Annotated in this window: 17 protein-coding genes; 10 read left to right on the top strand and 7 right to left on the bottom strand. The window is 60.0% G+C overall.

Annotated features, from left to right (window positions below):
* Positions 1–31: 31 nt before the first annotated feature.
* Positions 32–757, bottom strand: coding sequence for a TorF family putative porin (locus tag HX815_RS15505; protein ID WP_003210721.1), 726 nt, complete (start codon positions 755–757; stop codon positions 32–34).
* A 208-nt stretch (positions 758–965) separates the two neighbouring features.
* Positions 966–1,145, bottom strand: coding sequence for a hypothetical protein (locus tag HX815_RS15500; protein WP_003210722.1), 180 nt, complete (start codon positions 1,143–1,145; stop codon positions 966–968).
* Between the two features lie 323 nt (positions 1,146–1,468).
* Here HX815_RS15500 and HX815_RS15495 point away from each other — a divergent pair, with 323 nt between their 5' ends.
* The 3 genes from HX815_RS15495 to HX815_RS15485 all read left to right on the top strand — a co-directional run bounded on the left by HX815_RS15495 (position 1,469) and on the right by HX815_RS15485 (position 4,420).
* A complete protein-coding gene (locus HX815_RS15495) occupies positions 1,469–2,305 on the top strand; it encodes a S1 RNA-binding domain-containing protein (protein WP_076014775.1) in 837 nt (278 codons plus the stop codon).
* Between the two features lie 53 nt (positions 2,306–2,358).
* Entirely contained in the window at positions 2,359–2,766 is a 408-nt protein-coding gene (locus tag HX815_RS15490) for a DUF2177 family protein (protein ID WP_177028573.1), read from the top strand.
* 211 nt (positions 2,767–2,977) lie between these two features.
* Positions 2,978–4,420, top strand: a complete 1,443-nt coding sequence (locus HX815_RS15485) for an NCS1 family nucleobase:cation symporter-1 (protein WP_177028534.1) — start codon at positions 2,978–2,980, stop codon at positions 4,418–4,420.
* On the opposite strand, the gene HX815_RS15480 is transcribed toward HX815_RS15485, so the two are convergent.
* Positions 4,332–5,540, bottom strand: coding sequence for an MFS transporter (locus HX815_RS15480; protein ID WP_003210726.1), 1,209 nt, complete (start codon positions 5,538–5,540; stop codon positions 4,332–4,334). The genes HX815_RS15485 and HX815_RS15480 overlap by 89 nt on opposite strands.
* Before the next feature lie 104 nt (positions 5,541–5,644).
* Here HX815_RS15480 and HX815_RS15475 point away from each other — a divergent pair, with 104 nt between their 5' ends.
* The 3 genes from HX815_RS15475 to HX815_RS15470 all read left to right on the top strand — a co-directional run bounded on the left by HX815_RS15475 (position 5,645) and on the right by HX815_RS15470 (position 9,339).
* Positions 5,645–6,538, top strand: coding sequence for a LysR family transcriptional regulator (locus tag HX815_RS15475; protein WP_003210727.1), 894 nt, complete (start codon positions 5,645–5,647; stop codon positions 6,536–6,538).
* Between the two features lie 137 nt (positions 6,539–6,675).
* Positions 6,676–6,798 (top strand): PA1414 family protein, encoded by a 123-nt coding sequence (locus HX815_RS31685; RefSeq protein WP_003210728.1) that lies wholly within the window; start codon positions 6,676–6,678, stop codon positions 6,796–6,798.
* Positions 6,799–7,239: 441 nt separating this feature from the next.
* On the top strand, positions 7,240–9,339 hold the full coding sequence (locus HX815_RS15470) for an FAD-dependent oxidoreductase (protein ID WP_177028533.1): 2,100 nt from the start codon (positions 7,240–7,242) through the stop codon (positions 9,337–9,339).
* A 61-nt stretch (positions 9,340–9,400) separates the two neighbouring features.
* On the opposite strand, the gene HX815_RS15465 is transcribed toward HX815_RS15470, so the two are convergent.
* The 4 genes from HX815_RS15465 to speB form a co-directional block, all read right to left on the bottom strand.
* Complete coding sequence (locus HX815_RS15465) at positions 9,401–10,783, bottom strand: sodium:solute symporter (protein ID WP_177028532.1); 1,383 nt, start codon at positions 10,781–10,783, stop codon at positions 9,401–9,403.
* Positions 10,784–10,894: 111 nt separating this feature from the next.
* Positions 10,895–12,400 (bottom strand): cytosine permease, encoded by a 1,506-nt coding sequence (locus HX815_RS15460; protein WP_177028531.1) that lies wholly within the window; start codon positions 12,398–12,400, stop codon positions 10,895–10,897.
* A gap of 21 nt (positions 12,401–12,421) precedes the next feature.
* Positions 12,422–12,847, bottom strand: coding sequence for a nuclear transport factor 2 family protein (locus tag HX815_RS15455; protein WP_003210732.1), 426 nt, complete (start codon positions 12,845–12,847; stop codon positions 12,422–12,424).
* Positions 12,847–13,797, bottom strand: a complete 951-nt coding sequence (gene speB, locus HX815_RS15450) for an agmatinase (protein ID WP_003210733.1) — start codon at positions 13,795–13,797, stop codon at positions 12,847–12,849. Before speB ends, HX815_RS15455 begins: the two co-directional genes overlap by 1 nt.
* 244 nt (positions 13,798–14,041) lie before the next feature.
* Between speB and HX815_RS15445 the strand changes: the two genes are divergently transcribed.
* From HX815_RS15445 to rlmD, 4 genes are all read left to right on the top strand, one after another.
* Positions 14,042–14,935, top strand: a complete 894-nt coding sequence (locus tag HX815_RS15445; RefSeq protein ID WP_003210734.1) for a LysR family transcriptional regulator — start codon at positions 14,042–14,044, stop codon at positions 14,933–14,935.
* A gap of 6 nt (positions 14,936–14,941) precedes the next feature.
* Positions 14,942–15,538, top strand: a complete 597-nt coding sequence (locus HX815_RS15440; protein WP_003210735.1) for a tRNA-uridine aminocarboxypropyltransferase — start codon at positions 14,942–14,944, stop codon at positions 15,536–15,538.
* Positions 15,539–15,638: 100 nt separating this feature from the next.
* Entirely contained in the window at positions 15,639–16,541 is a 903-nt protein-coding gene (cysM, locus tag HX815_RS15435) for a cysteine synthase CysM (protein ID WP_003210736.1), read from the top strand.
* Positions 16,541–17,893: a 23S rRNA (uracil(1939)-C(5))-methyltransferase RlmD gene (gene rlmD / locus HX815_RS15430; RefSeq protein WP_177028530.1), complete on the top strand. Its 1,353-nt coding sequence runs from the start codon at positions 16,541–16,543 to the stop codon at positions 17,891–17,893. Before cysM ends, rlmD begins: the two co-directional genes overlap by 1 nt.
* Positions 17,894–17,982: the final 89 nt, after the last annotated feature.

Raw genomic sequence — 17,982 nt, 5'->3', positions numbered from 1 at the left:
GAACCCGTCAGGGCAGCGACAGTTCAGCCCATCAATAAAACGCCCGCTCGGCCTTCAGGGTCAACAGCCCGTCGCATTGCGAGTTGTGTCCGGAGTAGGCCGAGCAATCGCCGCCGCTGAGGCTGGAGTCGCTGTAGATCAGGTTCAGGTCGACGCCCATCCATGGCCTGGAAAATTGTACCGACCAGTCGCTGAAGCTGCGGATCGAGCTGCCATCGGCCACCGAGACCGGGGTGCCGAGCTGGTGGGTGGTGTATTTCATGCTGACGCCGATGCCGAACGGCTTGGTGCCGCCGAGGTCGGCGAACAGGGTGCTGTCCTGCCGGTCCGGGTCGTTGCTGAAGGAGGCGCCGAAGCGATTGCCCAGCAAGGTCAGGCCGCCGTAGAACTCCTGGCTGTCGAGGGGGCTCAGCTTGGGATAGCTGTAGTGAATCATCCCCAGTTCATAACCCAGGGTCTGGTCGAAGGGGCGTTTGAAACCCAGGTAGGAGTCGACTTCCAGGTTGCTGGTAGGGGAAATGCCCATGCTCGGTGAGAATTGGCCGAGGTACAGGCCGCTGCCGTGGCTCAGGTCCAGGCCGCCATGGAACGAGTCGCTCCCGGGTGCCGTGGGCTTTACCAGGCCTTGAGCCATGCTTCGGCTAGGTGTCGTGCCCAATTTCAGGTCGAAATCACCCAATTCACGCTGGAAAACCTGCGCTTCGGCGAGGGGGCTGGCCAACAGGGCACCGGCCAGGAATATGCAGGATTTGAGCATGCTTCACTCCATGAAAAGCGAGGAGCAGTAACGGGAAATATCAGGCAAATGCCCGATCTAGACGTGTGCAAGCATACCGGCGATGGTTCGCAGATGAGGCCCGTTCGTCGATTGGCGTAATAAAGGGGTGTATCAGGGGGTAGTGCGGGCTCTAGTCCTAGCGCCTTGAAAGGCAAAGCGCATAGGGACCAGGTGTAATGCGCGAGTCTTACTTTTTACCCAGGGTGATCTGCTTGGACGGGCCGAAAGTCTGGCCGCTTACGCCTTTGGCAATCTGCTGGATTTCGCCGCCCTGCTTGAGGAATGCAGCAATTTGGCTGTTGATCGATTCGCTGGTTTCAACGGCGGGAGCTGGCTTTGCTTTGCTGTTGGATGCTTTTACGCGCATGGCGGCCACTAACCTGTAGAGAATTAACTTGGCCATGCATCGTACATGAAATGCTTGACAATTGCTTGGCAAATATCCCCCTGAAATATACGCAGGGTTTATGAATCGCCTGGATTATTAAGTGAAATACTCACCTAACTTGCTGTTTTAACTCGAATCCCTCGAGGAAATCCGGCCGTGGGTACTGGCCGGACTCAGCCCGATGACCTGACGAGCGGGGCGCTTCTCGGCAAACCCATGATTTTTCAGGCCTGTACGCCGGTACGCGGGACCGCCGTCGTCAACTCGGGTAGAATGCCGCCCACGCAATGAGGGTATTTGAGATGGCTTTAGTCGGGCGCTACAACAGCTTGCAAGTGGTTAAACACACTAACTTTGGTTTGTACCTGGATGGTGATCAAGAGGGCGAAATCCTCTTGCCCAACCGATATATCCCCAAAGATATTCCCAGTGAAGATGAAGACTGGCTCAACGTTTTCATTTATCTGGACAGCGATGACAAACTTATCGCGACCACCGAAAAACCAAAAGTACAGGTGGGTGAATTTGCCAGTCTGAAAGTGGTTGAAGTCAACAGTATCGGTGTATTCCTCGATTGGGGCCTGCCCAAGGATCTGCTGCTGCCTTACTCCGAAGAAAAGCGCCAGCTGACCGCCGGTGAGTATTGCGTGGTACACGTCTACCTCGACAAACACACCAAGCGCATCACCGCCACCGCACGCCTTGACCGCTACCTGGACAAGACCCCGGCCACCTACAAGGTCGGCCAGGAAGTTGACTTGCTGGTGGCCGAAGCCACCGACATGGGCTTCAAGGCCATTATCAACAACAAGCACTGGGGCCTGATCCACAAGAACGAAGTGTTCAAGTTCCTGCGCCCGGGCAAGGAAGAGAAAGGCTTCATCAAGGAAATCCGCGCCGACGGCAATATCAGCCTGAGCCTGCAGCCTGTGGGTGAAGAAGCGGCCTCCAGCCTGAACTCGAAGATCCTCGCCAAGTTGCGCGACAACAACGGCACCTTGCCGGTCAGCGATAAAAGCGACCCGGCACTGATCAGCAGTTTGTTCGGTGTCAGCAAAGGCAACTTCAAGAAGGCCATCGGCGCCCTCTACAAGCAGGGTCACATCGTGATCCACGCGGATCGCATTGAACTAAGCTGATCGCGGTTTGCTCTTCTGTAGGAGCACGCTTGCTCCTGCAGAAGGCCGCCTCAATGTCCAGAAAAACGCTTTTCGCCTACCTCGGTACGTTGCTTGCCTTTCTGATTCTTGACGGCCTGTGGCTCGGTGTCCTCATGGGCCCGACCTACAAAGCGCTGCTCGGCCCGTTGATGCTTGAGCAGCCGCGCCTGTTCCCAGCCGTGGCGTTCTATCTCCTCTATGTATTCGGTTGTGTGGTGCTTGTCGTCCTGCCTGCGTTGGCGAGCGGCGGCTGGCAGCGTGCCGCGCGGCTTGGTGCACTCCTGGGATTGGTAGCCTACGGCACCTATGACCTGAGCAATTGGGCAACCCTGCAGGGCTGGTCCGCCGGTTTGGCCTTCATGGACATCGCCTGGGGCACCTTCCTGACTGCCGTTTGCTGCACCGTGGGCTATCAATGTGCGCGCAGGGTGCACAATTGATTGTGTACAGGATTGCCCTGCACCATCCCTGAGCGAATCACCACCGTTCAATCGTCTCTACGCCGCCTGAAGAGCCAAGCTCCACGGGGGATTGTGCCGAGTTTTATTGCATTGGCACGCATTCTGCTCAACAACTCGTATACAAACCATGCCGCCTCCCGTACGCACTCCCGTCGCGGGTGGCAGGCCGGTATTTACGAGGAGCCCTGCGATGACCGAACAATTGCCCAAAGGCTACAGCCCGCGCCTGTACAACCAGGACCTGGGACCGCTGCCGCAAAAATGGAACTGGTACAACATCTTCGCCTTCTGGATGAGCGACGTGCACAGCGTCGGCGGCTACGTATTCGCCGCCAGCCTGTTCGCCCTGGGGCTGGCCAGTTGGCAGGTATTGATCGCCTTGCTCGCCGGGATTTGCATTGTGCAATTGATCGCCAACCTGGTGGCCAAGCCGAGCCAGCAGGCGGCAGTGCCGTACCCGGTAATCTGCCGGTTGGCCTTTGGGGTATTCGGGGCGAATATCCCGGCGGTGATTCGTGGGTTGATCGCAGTGGCCTGGTACGGGATCCAGACCTACCTGGCGTCCAGTGCATTGATCATCGTGGTGCTGCGCTTTTTCCCACAGATGGCGGTATACGCAGAACCGCACTTTGCCGGCCTGTCGTACCTGGGCTGGTTCGGTTTCCTCAGCCTGTGGACGCTCCAGGCGCTGGTGTTCTGGGCGGGCATGGAGTCCATCCGTCGTTTCATCGACTGGGCGGGGCCTGTGGTCTATGCGGTGATGTTTGCCCTGGCAGGCTGGATCGTCTGGAAGGCTGGCTGGGCCAATATCAGCTTCACCCTGGCGGAAAAATCCCTCTCAGGCTGGCAGGCATTTGGCCAAATCATCGTGGCAACCGCGTTGGTGGTGTCGTACTTTTCCGGGCCGACCTTGAACTTCGGTGATTTCAGCCGCTACTGCCGCACGATGAAAGACGTGCGTCGCGGAAATTTCTGGGGCTTGCCGGTAAATTTCCTGGCGTTCTCCCTGGTCACCGTGGTGATCGTCTCGGGCACCTTGCCGGTGTTCGGCGAAATGCTCCACGACCCGATTGCCACCGTTTCGCGCATCGACAATGACATGGCTGTGTTGCTGGGGGCGTTCGCCTTTGTCACCGCGACTATCGGCATCAACATCGTGGCCAACTTCGTCTCGCCGGCCTTTGACTTCGCCAACGTGGCACCGAGCAAAATCAGCTGGCGTGCCGGTGGAATGATTGCGGCGGTGGCCTCGATCTTCATCACCCCATGGAACCTGTTCAACAACCCGCTGATGATCCACTACACCCTCGATATCCTCGCCGCGTTTATCGGGCCGTTGTTCGGGATTCTGCTGGTGGATTTCTACCTGATCAAAAAACAGAAGATCGACGTGGATGCGCTGTTCGATGACAGCTCGAGCGGGCGCTACTACTTTGACGGCGGCGTGAACTGGACGGCGGTCAAGGCGCTGGTGCCCGCGACGCTGGTGGGCGTCGCGATTACCTTCACCCCGGTGCTGCAGGGCATGGCCAATTTCGCCTGGTTTACCGGCTGCTTCCTGGGTGGGCTGTTTTTCCTGGTGTTGGCGCGGCGTGAACAGGTTCGCGCGCCTGTGTCGATGGTTGCCGGCTGACCAGTACCGATCCGGCCACCAACAAACCGGCGCCTGCTACCACCAGCGCCGGTTGCAGGCCGCCGCTGAGGTGGCTGCTCACCGACGCCAGCAACGGACCGCTCAATTGGCCGATCGCAAAGCTGGCGGTCAGCAACCCGGTGCTGCGCTGGTAGCCGTGGGGGGCGACCTCACGCAAGCGCGCCATCACCAGTTGCATGCACGCCAGGAATGGCCCACCGCACAGCAACACCCCCAGCGCCAGCCCCCAACCGTTGCCCAGCAGGCAGGCAAACACGCCGGCCGCTTGCAGCCAAAGGGTTGTCATCAGCCAGCGACGGGTAGTGTCCGGGTCCTTGCGGCGCAAACTTGCCGCCACCACGCCAATCGCGGCAGCCAGGCCAAAGCAGGGCCAGAACAGGTCTGCTTGCCATGCGCCCTTGAATTGCGCGCTGGCCATCTGTGACAGGAATGTCGCCGGGATGATGTAGCCAAGGCCATACAACACGTAGATCCAGCACAGGTGTGTGATGCTGCCGTTGCTGGCCACGTCGGTGTGGCTGGCAGCGGGCGAGTCGGCAGCAGAAGGCTTGGGCAGGAACGGCAGGATTGCCAGCAGCATGACCAGGGCGACTACCCCATACACCAGCCACAAGGTTGCAGAGTCTTGCCCCAACAGGTTGGAGCCCAGCGCCAGCAACCCGGTCAACAGAATTCCCAGCCCCGGCCCCGCAAATACCAGCGCACCCAGGCGTGGGCGCCCGGCCGCAATGGCCAGCGGCTGGCTCAGGCTGGTAATCATCACCAGCGCCCAGGCACTGGCTACACCGGTACCAAAGCGCAACAACAGATGCGGCCAGAACCCGTGGGCCCAGTACGACGCCAGGGTCAGCAGCACACACAGCCACAGCCCACCGTACAAACGCCCGCGTACATGATGATGGCTGCGGGCAAAGATCGAATCCACCGCACCGACGAAATAACCCAGGTAGTTGGCCGCCGCAATCAGGCCGGCGCCGGTCAGGTCGATCTGCCCTTCACTGAGCAAATGCGGCATTTGCGGGGTGAGCGCGAATCGACCTATGCCCATGGCCATCATCAGGGCGATAAAGCTGGCGAGTAAGCGGATCAGCGGTGACATGGTGGTTTTTCCTGGGAGCAGCGAGTGACCATCAGGCTAAAGCGGATTGACTTTCTTTAAAAATGAATAATAGTGAGTAACTTGTTCAGTTTTGGAGAATGGTGATGGAGTTCAGTCAATTGCGGATTTTCCAGGCCGTGGCCGAGGAAGGCTCCATCACCCGTGCCGCTGAGCGCTTGCACCGGGTGCCGTCCAACCTGTCGACCCGGCTTAAACAGATGGAAGAACAACTGGGCGTCGAACTGTTCGTGCGCGAGCGCCAGCGCTTGCAGCTTTCTCCTGCAGGCAAAGTGCTGCTGGACTACAGTGCGCGCCTGCTGGCCCTGCATGACGAAGCCCATGGCGCGGTGCAAGGCGGGCAACCGGCTGGAGACTTTGTGCTCGGCAGCATGTACAGCACGGCGGCGATTCATTTGCCCAAGCTGCTGGCGCGTTACCACAAGGCGTATCCGATGGTGAACCTGCAGGTGCAGTCAGCTCCCAGCGGTGAACTGCTGGAAGGCTTGATCACCGGGCGCCTGGACGCCGCATTGGTGGATGGGCCGTTGACCCTGGCCACCCTCGACGGCGTGCCGCTGTGCGAAGAGCGCCTGCTGCTGATCTGCGAGGCGGATCATCCGCCGGTGCGTGGGCCGCAGGATGTTGCCGGCCGTTCGGTGTTCACTTTCCGACGCAGTTGTTCTTATCGGGCGCGCCTGGAAGCCTGGTTTTCCCACGATCGCGTGGCCATGGGCCGGGCCATCGAGATCGAGTCCTACCAGGGCATGCTGGCCTGTGTAATCGCCGGTTCCGGCGTGGCGTTGATGTCGGAATCGATGCTCGACAGCCTGCCGGGCAAGGACAGCGTGTCCATTCATCCGCTGGCCGAGCCTTTTGCCAGCGCCACCACCTGGTTGATGTGGCGCAAGGGCATGCTCGGCGCTAACCTCAACGCGTGGATTGACCTGCAGCAGGAGGGCAAGGTGCTACCGGAAACCGAAACCCGAGCGATTGCTTGAACGATCCGTCAGGATTTTGATCAATTCAGTAATAGTTCGTTGTGGTTTCGTTCAAGCAATACGTAAGACTTAAGACTACTATCTGTAGGAAGCGGCCACAGAATTCCAGCCGCTCGGCATTACCCCAAGGGGGCACCATGAAAGAGAAACTGCAAAACTGGCTGCACGACCTCGGCGTCGCACTCGGCTTGATCGAGCCACCGCTGCAACCGGTGCCAATCCGCACCGATGACGAGCAGCGTCGCCCGCGTCGCAGGTAAGTCCTGGAAAGCGCTCAAGCATGTTTGTTTGGGCGCGGCCAGGTGGTTTGCCTATGTATTGGAGTCATGATTGATCATGACCCGTTGCTGTGTACTTCAATTCTTCGTCTGGCTTTGGCCGGACGTTTTCATTTCCGGGGTTTGGTGGTTTTCTCAAGACACCTGCTTTCGGAATAATCCTTCAAATATTTAATTTAACAATGCCACGGTCATACCGATTGGTAGTCCGGACGTGTGCGCGTCAGTCGAGTTTTGCCATTAAGTATCGGAATTGGACTACCTGTTTGTCAGAGTCGACGGGCTTATTTGATTAATAGGATAGGCGTAGGTTGAGTTTCATCACGAAAAGATTTGTAGCGTTTGCAGTTCTTGCAAGCCCCCAACTTCATTGAGTTGCGCTCTCCGGAGTAGGAGCCAGTCAGAACTGTTGGAGACAAAACCATGATGTTCTCTTCCGTTCCGCCAGTCGCCGCGTCACTTATTGCCACCACCGAAAACATCTTGCATATCGCCCCTGCATCGCGTGGCTGGAAAGCTGATGCACCCGGCAACGTGGTGTTTTTCCCGCCGACGTTAACCAAGCAGGCTCTGCTTATACAGATTGCACTGCTGCGCCCATCAACGCTCGTTGTCGCAGACCAGGTTATTGATGCCGACGTCATCAACCAATGGCGTATATCCCACCCATTTGGCGAACTCTATTTGGTCCGCAGAGGTACAAGTCTGGATAAGATCCGATTGGATCTGTGCGAGCGCAACAATGTTCGAGTGATTAACACGCCAGGGGTCAATGCGCCGCATGTTGCTGCCTATATTGCGCACTGGCTGACGCTGGCCGATGGCTCCTTGCCCCATGACATCTGTGTACTGGGATACGGCAATGTAGGGAAAGAGCTTGTTAAGTTGTTGCTTGCTCGAGATCCGGATGTTCGGATTAAGGTGTTGGATCGACGCGATCGAGTGCCGGACAGTTTCGGGAAAGCCTCTTCCGATTGTAGGGTTTCATTGGTTGACGACTGGCTTGAGGCGCTCGAGGGGGCCAATGCAGTCGCCCTATGCTTATCCCTGAATGATGAATCCATTTATCGCATTGATCGGACCCTCATTCAGTGCCTGCACAGAAAGGCTCGCCTTGTCTGTGTCGCCAAGCCGGATGTCTTTAGCGACGATGCGTTGCAGACCCTGGCAGTCTCCGAAGATATCCAGCTCATATTGGACTACGGCCCCAGGACACTGGATGCGTTTCGGGTGCGCACACAAGCGCTCGGCTGCAGTGTCTCCACGTGGTACAAGCCGGCGACGCTGACCACACAGGCGGCCACCACCGAAGCCTGCCATTGCGACCTCGACTATGCGGTCTCGGTGCAACTGAGCTTGATGGCCTTGCGCGGCCTTGTCCGGCGCAAGCTTGCACACTCATTGGCGATCCCCTCTCGGCAAGCCGATGCCGGTGCGCCGCGTGTGTCGATCATCGGCAGAGGTATCAACGGGCTGCTCCAAGCCGTGATGTTCCGCCTGGCAAATTATCAGGTCACGGTTTACGGAGGAAATCAGCAGCGCGATGGTGCCAGTCACAAGCAGGTGAACATGCGTCATCTGTCAGCAACGGAGACGACTGCAAAACCGCTGCCTAACGATTACCTGACTCCCGCAAATCAGTACCTGGCCATTGAGTGCAATCGCGCAGGCATCGAGCTGTTTGAAAAATTCCTGGCCGACAACCCATCGCTGGCACGATTTGCACGATCGCGAATTGTACGAGCCTATGTGGACGACTCCAGTGGCACGGAGGCCGCGATCCGCGAGCAACGGGATATTGAAAACAGGCCTTGGCCGAGTGGCAAGCCGGGGCGAGAGCTTGCAGAGATCAGTCAGCTGCAATTCCAGGCAATGTATGGAGTTCCCGAGGTCGGGCGGGCGATTGAGGTGTCGGGCTACGATCTGGAATTTATCCATTTAATGGATGAGATGGTGACGCTTTTGCAGCGCTCAGGGGTTGAGTTCCTGCCACGGCACCTGAGTCCGGTCCAAATTGCCGATCTGAGTAGAGAGCACTTTGTCGTCACGGCCATGGGGGTGGACGAGCCAGAGGTCATCCCGATCATTGGCTGGTTTTTCAAGCTGCGCGCCGTTGATGATGAAGGTGTCGACATGCGCGGACTCAAGCTGCAGTACGACCTGCCAATCGGCGTCATGAATTGCCGCCTGGACGGGAACTGCATCCTTGTCTCCGCCGGGCAGGTGCCGCCCGATTCGACGCCGCAGTACAAGGAGCAGATACGGGCGGCGTGCCTGGCTGCCGTTTCTCGACACTTTCCAAAGTCCTGCAGCCGCGCAATCGAACGTGGCGACTTGCAACAAATCGAATGTGCCAGGCCCGGCACCGCAGATGGACTTTCAATCGTGCATTGGTCCGCCTACAACCGCATTGTCGCGGGGGCAACTTATGCCGGGGGCACCACGCAGGGATTGGTATGGGCGTCTTTGGTCCAGGAAGTCATCCAGGCCAGAGCGCCGGCGGTTTCGGCAATGTGGGAATAAAAAAAACGGGTGCGACATCCGACGTCGCACCCGCTGAAGAAAGCTACTTTCAACTATTCGTTCAGATCGCCCGAGCCGCAACAGCCTCCGGACGACGGGACAGCAAACTCACCAGCACAAAACTCACCAGGCCCACACCCAGGCTGTAGTAGATCGGCGTATTGGCGTCCAAACCATCCTTGATCATGAACACCAGCGCGGTCACAAAACCCAGGGTCATGGAGGTGATCGCCCCGGAAGTTGTCGCACGCTTCCAGAAAATCGCCCCGATCAGCGGGATCAACATGCCGCCCACCAACAGGTTGTATGCCAGGGTCAGTGCGCTGATCACATCACTCACCACCAGCGCGATACCCAACACAGCGATACCGGTCAGCAAGGTAAACAGACGGTTGATCTTCAAGCTTGACTGCTTGCCACCACGCAGGCGCGGCAGCAGGTCTTCGGTCAATACGGTGGAAGCGGCGAGCAAGCCGGCGCTGGCGGTGGACATCATCGCGGCCAGTGCAGCGGCGATCACCAGGCCGCGGATACCGTCGGGCAGCGAGACTTTGACGATGGCGGCGAACGCATTGTTGACGTTGTTCAGGTCCGGGATCAGTACGTGGGCGGCCATGCCGATCAGCGCACAGGCCAGGCCGTAGAGGATGCAGTAGAAACCGGCGAAGGTGCCTGCGTACTGGGCGACCTTTTCGTCACGGGCGGTGAACACCCGTTGCCAGATGTCCTGGCCGATCAGGATGCCGAAGAAGTAGATCATGAAGTAGGTGATGATGGTGTCCCAGCCGATTTCAGTGAAGCTGAAATTCGACGCGGGCAGCTTGGCCACCAATTCATCCCAGCCGCCGACGCGGTACAGACAGATTGGCAGCAGGATAAACATCAGGCCGACCGTCTTGATCACGAACTGCACGATGTCGGTCAGGGTCAGCGACCACATGCCGCCAATGGTCGAGTACACCACCACCACGCCACCGCCTACCAATACCGACATCCAGAACGGCAGGTCGAACAACACTTGCAGTACGGTGCCGATGGCCAGGATCGAGGTCACGCCGATCATCAGCGCGTAGGCCAGCATGATCACCGCACTGGCCTGGCGGGCCATGGGGTTGTAGCGTTTCTCCAGGACCTGGGTCACGGTGAAGATTTTCAGCTTCAGCAGCGGCTTGGCCAGGAACAGGTTCAGCGCAATGATCCCCGCGCCCAACGCGGCGCACAGCCAGAAACCGGAAATACCATGTACATAGCCCAGGCGCACGGTGCCGACGGTGGACGCACCGCCCAGCACCGTGGCGGCCATGGTGCCCATGTACAGCGTCGGGCCGAGGTTGCGGCCGGCCACCAGGTAGTCTTCATGGGTCTTGGCGCGGCGCATGCCATAGTAGCCGAGCACCAGCATGCCGGCGGCGTAGATGAGGACGACGAATAGATCTAAGGCCATGACGGCGAGTCTCCGATTATCTTTTTTATGTGGGGCTAAAGGGGGCTGTGTGGCGAGGGAGCTTGCTCCCGCTGGGCTGCGCAGCAGCCCCAATCCATTCCATGCAATTCATCAGGCGGCCTCGCGACTGCTGCGCAGTCGAACGGGAGCAGGCTCCCTCGCCACAGTCGGCCCGTAGACGGCAGCCGGTTCAGGGAACACGCGAAGCAGTGTCAGGTACACCAGCGAGGCCAGGCCCAGGGTCACCGGCAAGCTGATGTCGATGCCGTCGGCGAGGTTGCCCAGCGGCCCGACAAACTGCCCCGGCAGGTTGACGAAGCACAGGCCCACCAGCGCACTCGGGATCCAGGCCCCCAGGCCGCGCCAGTTCCAGCCATGGCTGAACCAGTAGCGCCCGCCGGTTTCGCCGCGAGTGAACACTTGCAGGTCATCCGGGCAGTAGTAACCCCGGCGCACGATCAGGCCGATGATCATCATCACCATCCACGGCGTGGTGCAGGTGATGATCAGCACGGCGAAGGTCGACACGCTCTGCACCAGGTTGGCGGCGAAACGTCCGATAAAGATGAAGGCAATCGACATCACCCCGATCAGCAGCGTCGCCTTGACCCGGGACAGCAGGCGCGGGAACACGCTGGACATGTCCAGGCCGGTGCCATACAGCGAGGTGGTGCCGGTGGACATGCCGCCGATCACCGCGATCAGGCACACTGGCAGGAAGAACCAGCTCGGTGCCACCGCCAGCAGGCCGCCGACATAGTTGTTGGCCGCGATATAGTCCGGTGCCTTGACTGCCACGATGGTCGCGGTGGCCAGGCCGAACAGGAACGGGATCAACGTGGCGATCTGCGCAAACACCACCGCCAGCATGATCCGCACCTTCGAGGTTTCCCGCGGGATGTAGCGCGACCAGTCACCGAGGAACGCGCCGAAGGAAATCGGGTTGCTCATGGCCACCAGTGCTGCACCGATAAACGCCGCCCAGAAGCCGGTCTGGCCGAGGGCAACGGTGCCGGCGAAGTGGCTGTCGAAGGCCGGCGCGAAGGCGAAGATCCCCAGCAGGAACAGCAGGCTCGCCGCCCACACTGCGATGCGGTTGACCCACAGCATGAAGCGAAAGCCGTAGATGCACACCGTCAGCACGAGAATGGCGAAGACGCCGTAGGCCAGGCCCAGGGTCAGGTCGGTTTCCGGCAAGCCCACCAGACGTTTCGCACCGCCCACCAGTGCATCGCCTGAGCTCCACACCGACAGTGAGAAGAACGCGATAGCGGTCAGCAGCGACAGGAACGAGCCGACAATCCGCCCGTGCACACCAAAATGCGCACCGGAAGACACGGCGTTGTTGGTGCCATTGATCGGACCGAACAGACCCATGGGGGCGAGGATCACCGCACCCACCAGCACGCCCAGCACAATCGCCCAGACGCCGGCCTGGAACGACAAGCCAAACAGCACCGGAAAGCTCCCCAGCACCGCGGTGGCGAAGGTGTTGGCACCGCCGAAAATCAGGCGAAACAAATCCTTCGGCCCGGCGGTACGTTCGTGGTCCGGGATCTGTTCGACGCCGTTGGTTTCTATGTTGCGAATACTGTTTTCGTTGTTTTTATTATTCATGATCTGCTCCGATCACATTGGCTAATGGGGCGGCAGCCCTTCCGGCATAGCGGACAAATGTTCGTGACAGGCCAGCCACAGGCCTTCTTTTTGTTGTGTGCGATCCCCTTGCCGCTTGAAGACAATGGTCTCGCGTTCCTGGCTAAAGAATTGCTCCCCGTTCATGCGCAGCTCGGTGGCCACGTCATGCACAAATACCGCGACGTCACCGTGCAGGCTGACGAAAGCGTTGCTTGAGGTGCAGGACAGCACCTCAAATCCCTCGTCCCGGCGCCAGCTGTCCCACAACACCTGGTAGGCATCGCGACTCAGCAGCGGCTGGGGGAGGGTGTAGAACACGAAGCTAGCGTCGGCACTGAACGCACCGAAGTAGGCGTCGCGATCATTGCGAGCGAAGGCCGACACCAGGTCGGCCGCGGCTTTTAATACCTCGGCCTGGGCGCTCATCAGCGGTGCGCCACGCCCGGCAATACGCAGAGCATTTCGTACAGCAGGTTGGCGCCCAGCAGCGAGGTGTTGCCGGTGGTGTCGTACGGCGGCGAAACTTCTACCAGGTCGCAACCAATCAGATCCAGGCCTTGGCAGCCGCGGATGATTTCAATCGCCTGGATCGTGGTCAAGCCACCGATTTCCGGGGTGCCGGTGCCGGGCGCCCAGGCTGGGTCGATGCCGTCGATATCGAAGCTCAAGTACACCGGGCCACCGCCGACTTTCTCGCGCACTTCAGCCATCAGAGGCGCCAGGGAGTGATGCCAGCATTCTTCGGCCTGGACCACACGGAAGCCCTGTTTGCGGCTCCAGTTGAAGTCTTCGGCGGTGTAGCCCTGGGCGCGCAGGCCGATTTGCACCACGCGGTCGCAATCCAGCAAGCCTTCTTCCACCGCGCGGCGGAAGGTGGTGCCGTGGGCGATTTTCTCGCCGAACATGTGGTCGTTGACGTCGGCGTGGGCATCGATGTGCACCAGCCCGACCTTGCCGTGTTTCTTGTGGATCGCCCGCAGGATCGGCAGGGTGATGGTGTGGTCACCGCCCAGGGTCATCGGGATCACGTTGTGTTCGAGGATCTCGTCGTAGGCTTCTTCGATGATGCGCACGGCGTCCAGCAGGTTGAAGGTGTTGATCGCCACGTCGCCGATGTCGGCAACCGACAGCGAGTCAAACGGCGCGGCTCCGGTGGCCATGTTGTAAGGGCGGATCATCACCGATTCGGCGCGAATTTCCCGCGGCCCGAAACGGGTGCCGGCACGCAGGGAGGTGCCGATGTCCAGGGGCACGCCGACGAAGGCGGCATCCAGGCCCTTGGCCGATTGCAGATGGGGAAGACGCATCATGGTGGCGATGCCGGCGAAGCGCGGCATTTCGTTGCCGCCCAGTGGTTGGTGGAAAATCTTGTCCACGGGATTGCCTCATCGTTTTGTTTATTAGAAGCCGATTCTGCGAAATGCATGGGAAGGGAAGAATCGGCAGGGGCAAATACTTAGTTCAGATTTTTCTAAACTAATGCCTGAGGTAAACTCGGTTCAAATGTGGGAGCGGGCTTGCTCGCGAATACGGTGTGTCAGTCACGGAGGGTTCGATTGATCCACCGCATTCGCGAGCAAGCCCGCTCCCACAGGTTTTATGTTCGCCTCTGGAGAGCCCATGGCCAACGCCTTGCCCGACCTGAAACTCCTGCGCATCTTCGTCAGCGTCGTGCGGCACCAGGGTTTCGCCAATGCCCAGCACGAACTCAACCTGTCGACCTCGGCCATCAGCACTTACATGAGCCAGCTGGAAGCCGCGTTGGGCCTGGTGCTGTGCCATCGCGGGCGGGGCGGGTTCAGCCTCACCAGCAAGGGCGAGTTGTTCCATCAGGAAACCCTGCGCCTGCTGGGCGAGCTGGAAGGCTTCGAGCAATACGCCGCCGCGCTCAAAGGCGAACTGCGCGGCACCCTGAAACTCGGCGTACTCGACTCCACCGTCAGCGACAAGGCCTTGCCGTTTGCCGAAGTGATCGGCGCCTACAGTCAGGAACACCCGGCGGTGCATTTGCACCTGTCGGTGATGAGTCCTTACGAGTTGCAACTCGGCGTCCAGGATAATCGCCTGGACCTGGCCATCGGTGCGTTTTCCAACCGGATGAGCGGGCTGATCTATATGCCGCTGTACCGCGAACAGCACTGGCTGTATTGCAGCACCCGTCACCCATTGTTCAACGAGCGGCGCATTCCCGAACAAGTCATCACCCAGCAACGCATGGTCGGTCGTGGTTACTGGAGCCAGGCCGAACTGGCGCGTCACGGCTTCAAGCACAGCGCCGCCACGGTGGAAAGTATGGAGGCGCAATTGATCCTGGTGCTGTCCGGCGCCTACATCGGCTACCTCCCGGAGCACTACGCCCAGGCCTGGGCCGACAAAGGGGATTTGCGGGTACTGCTGCCGGCAACCTTTGGTTACCAGGCGCCGTTCTCGATGATCATGCGCCGGGGCCGCAGCCGCGAACCCCTGATCCAGACCTTCCGCGATTTACTCAAAGCCCAGCTCAACCAGGCCTGAAAACCCATGTCCAGACCCCAATGCTCCCGCTGCCTGCGGCCCACCACTCACTGCCTGTGCGCGCTGATTCCCCGGCTGGATAGCCGAACCCGGGTGTTGCTGTTGCAGCATCCGAGTGAGGTCAATCACGCCTTGAATACCGCGCGGTTGGCGGCGCTGGGCTTGGTGAATGCGCAGTTGGTGGTGGGGGAGGTGTTTGAGGATTTGCAGGCGTTGTTGAATCCGCCGGGTTATCAGGCGCGTCTGTTGTTTCCGGACGAAAATGCCCAACCCTTGCAGGCCTATACGCCATCCGACGAACCGTTGCTGTTGGTGGTGCCGGACGGTACCTGGCGCAAGGCGCGCAAGTTGCTGCACCTCAATCCTTTATTGGCGGCGCTGCCTCGGGTGACGCTGGCGGAAGGCGCCGTGTCCCGTTATCGGCTGCGCAAGGCACCGGGGCCCGGGGCGTTGTCGACGGTGGAGGCCATCGTGCAGGCGTTGCAGGTGCTTGAAGCGCCCACCTCATTTGAGCCGCTGCTGAAACCGTTCGAGGCATTGATCGAAGGACAGATTGCCGCGATGGGCGATGAAGTGTTCCAGAGAAACCACGGCCCCGCCTGAGTTATTCCATTAAGCGATAAGCACCACACTTTGCGTGATATGGCCCGCCAGCCTTTCCCGGTATGATAGTCGCCCCCGCAGTCTGGATTGCGAATACGCCATGACCTTGCAGTACCCCACCATCGCCGATTGCGTCGGCAACACCCCGCTGGTCCGCTTGCAGCGCCTGCCGGGCAACACCAGCAATACCTTGTTGCTCAAGCTCGAAGGGAACAACCCGGCCGGCTCGGTCAAGGACCGCCCGGCGTTGTCGATGATCACCCGCGCCGAGTTGCGTGGGCAGATCAAGCCCGGCGACACCCTGATCGAAGCCACCTCCGGTAACACCGGGATTGCCCTGGCCATGGCCGCGGCGATCAAGGGCTACAAGATGGTCCTGATCATGCCCGACAACGGCAGCGCCGAGCGCAAGGCGGCGATGACCGCCTACGGCGCCGAGTTGATCCTGGTCACCCAGGAAGAAGGCATGGAAGGCGCCCGCGACCTCGCCGAGCGTATGGCTGCCGAAGGCCGTGGCCTGGTGCTGGACCAGTTCGCCAACGGCGACAACCCCGAGGCGCACTACACCACCACTGGCCCGGAAATCTGGCGCCAGACCCAGGGCACCATCACTCACTTCGTGAGTTCGATGGGCACCACCGGCACCATCATGGGCAATTCGCGCTACCTCAAGGAGCAGAATCCCGAGATCCAGATCGTCGGCCTGCAACCGATGGAAGGCGCAGCGATCCCGGGGATCCGTCGTTGGCCCGAAGAGTACTTGCCGAAGATCTACAACGCGGCTCGCGTCGATCGCATCATCGACATGGCTCAGCGTGAAGCTGAAGACACCACCCGCCGCCTGGCCCGTGAAGAAGGCATCTTCTGCGGCGTATCGTCCGGTGGCGCGGTGGCCGGGATGTTGCGCTTGTCCCAGGAGTTGGAAAACGCGGTGATCGTCGCGATCATCTGTGACCGTGGCGACCGTTACCTGTCGACCGGCATTTTCGACGCGCCCAACTGATGGCCAAGCACGAGAGAGGCCTGCGCTTCCAACCGACGGGCGGCAGCCGGGCCCCACAGATTCCCGTAGGCAAGAAGCAGCGCCTGACCATCGAGCGCCTGGCCAACGACGGCCGTGGCATTGTGTTCTTTGAAGGCCGCACCTGGTTTGTCGTGGGTGCGCTGGCCGGTGAAGAGGTGGAAGCGCGGGTGTTGGGCGCCCACGGCAAAGTGGTCGAGGCGCGCACCGAGCGCGTATTTACCGCCAGCGAACTGCGCCGTCCGGCACCCTGTGTGCACGCCGGCCGTTGCGGCGGTTGCAGCCTGCAACACTTGCCCCATGACGAACAACTCGCCCTGAAACAGCGCATGCTCGCCGAGCAATTATCCCGTGTGGCAGGTGTCAAACCCCAGGAGTGGGCCGCGCCTTTGAGCGGGCCGGAATTCGGCTATCGTCGCCGCGCCCGCGTGGCCGTGCGCTGGGATGCCAAGGCGAAGAAACTCGAGGTCGGCTTTCGTGCCGTGGCCAGCCAGGACATCGTCGCCATTGACGATTGCCCGGTGCTGGTACAGGCCTTGCAACCGATCATGCAGCGTTTGCCCAACATGCTGCGGCGCTTGAGCAAGCCTCAGGCGTTGGGGCATGTGGAATTATTCAGTGGTTCGTCGATTGCCGTGTTGTTGCGACACATGGCGCCCTTGTCCGAAGCGGACCTGACGATCCTGCAGGAATTTTGCACGTTCCATGAAGCCCAACTGTGGCTGCATGGCGAGGGCCAGCCGCAACCGGTCGAACCAGACCAGGCCTTGGGCTATCGTCTGGAACCGTGGGATTTGCAGTTGGCGTACCGCCCGGGAGACTTTGTGCAGGTCAACGCCGGGGTCAACCAGGCGATGGTCGCCCAGGCGCTGGATTGGCTGGCGCCGAAGCCCGACGAGCGGGTGCTGGATTTGTTTTGTGGCTTGGGCAACTTCGCCTTGCCGCTGGCCCGCCAAGTGCGGGAAGTGGTGGCGGTGGAAGGGGTGCAGGCCATGGTGGACCGGGCGGCACAGAATGCCGTCAGCAATAATTTGCATAATGTTCAGTTTTTTCAGGCCGATTTGTCCCAGCCTTTGACCGACGCGGAATGGGCCAAACAGGGCTTTTCTGCGGTACTCTTGGACCCACCCCGCGATGGTGCCCTGGAGGTTGTGCGCAAGCTCGCTACCCTGGGGGCTGATCGCCTGGTGTATGTGTCCTGCAATCCGGCAACGCTGGCGCGGGACACGGTCGAGTTGGTCAAGCAAGGCTACCGGCTAAAACGTGCCGGGATCCTCGACATGTTTCCCCAGACGGCCCATGTCGAGGCCATGGCGTTATTTGAAGCGGGCTAGGATGCCCGTTTAATCCGACTGGCCTGCATCTCCTGGGCCTGTGACCTGCCAGGGAGCGTGCACAAGCTTTTTTTGTAAAGCAGGTCAGC

It is taken from the genome of Pseudomonas sp. E6002, assembly GCF_013385565.1.
Taxonomy (GTDB): domain Bacteria; phylum Pseudomonadota; class Gammaproteobacteria; order Pseudomonadales; family Pseudomonadaceae; genus Aquipseudomonas.
Note: the sequence above shows the minus strand (reverse complement) of the source record. Positions and strands in the feature narration are given on the sequence as shown.

Coding starts and splice junctions, on each gene's coding strand:
- HX815_RS15505 (WP_003210721.1), bottom strand. CDS start 757: ATGCTCAAATCCTGCATATTCCTGGCCGGTGCCCTGTTGGCCAGCCCC.
- HX815_RS15500 (WP_003210722.1), bottom strand. CDS start 1,145: ATGCGCGTAAAAGCATCCAACAGCAAAGCAAAGCCAGCTCCCGCCGTT.
- HX815_RS15495 (WP_076014775.1), top strand. CDS start 1,469: ATGGCTTTAGTCGGGCGCTACAACAGCTTGCAAGTGGTTAAACACACT.
- HX815_RS15490 (WP_177028573.1), top strand. CDS start 2,359: ATGTCCAGAAAAACGCTTTTCGCCTACCTCGGTACGTTGCTTGCCTTT.
- HX815_RS15485 (WP_177028534.1), top strand. CDS start 2,978: ATGACCGAACAATTGCCCAAAGGCTACAGCCCGCGCCTGTACAACCAG.
- HX815_RS15480 (WP_003210726.1), bottom strand. CDS start 5,540: ATGTCACCGCTGATCCGCTTACTCGCCAGCTTTATCGCCCTGATGATG.
- HX815_RS15475 (WP_003210727.1), top strand. CDS start 5,645: ATGGAGTTCAGTCAATTGCGGATTTTCCAGGCCGTGGCCGAGGAAGGC.
- HX815_RS31685 (WP_003210728.1), top strand. CDS start 6,676: ATGAAAGAGAAACTGCAAAACTGGCTGCACGACCTCGGCGTCGCACTC.
- HX815_RS15470 (WP_177028533.1), top strand. CDS start 7,240: ATGATGTTCTCTTCCGTTCCGCCAGTCGCCGCGTCACTTATTGCCACC.
- HX815_RS15465 (WP_177028532.1), bottom strand. CDS start 10,783: ATGGCCTTAGATCTATTCGTCGTCCTCATCTACGCCGCCGGCATGCTG.
- HX815_RS15460 (WP_177028531.1), bottom strand. CDS start 12,400: ATGAATAATAAAAACAACGAAAACAGTATTCGCAACATAGAAACCAAC.
- HX815_RS15455 (WP_003210732.1), bottom strand. CDS start 12,847: ATGAGCGCCCAGGCCGAGGTATTAAAAGCCGCGGCCGACCTGGTGTCG.
- HX815_RS15445 (WP_003210734.1), top strand. CDS start 14,042: ATGGCCAACGCCTTGCCCGACCTGAAACTCCTGCGCATCTTCGTCAGC.
- HX815_RS15440 (WP_003210735.1), top strand. CDS start 14,942: ATGTCCAGACCCCAATGCTCCCGCTGCCTGCGGCCCACCACTCACTGC.
- cysM (WP_003210736.1), top strand. CDS start 15,639: ATGACCTTGCAGTACCCCACCATCGCCGATTGCGTCGGCAACACCCCG.
- rlmD (WP_177028530.1), top strand. CDS start 16,541: ATGGCCAAGCACGAGAGAGGCCTGCGCTTCCAACCGACGGGCGGCAGC.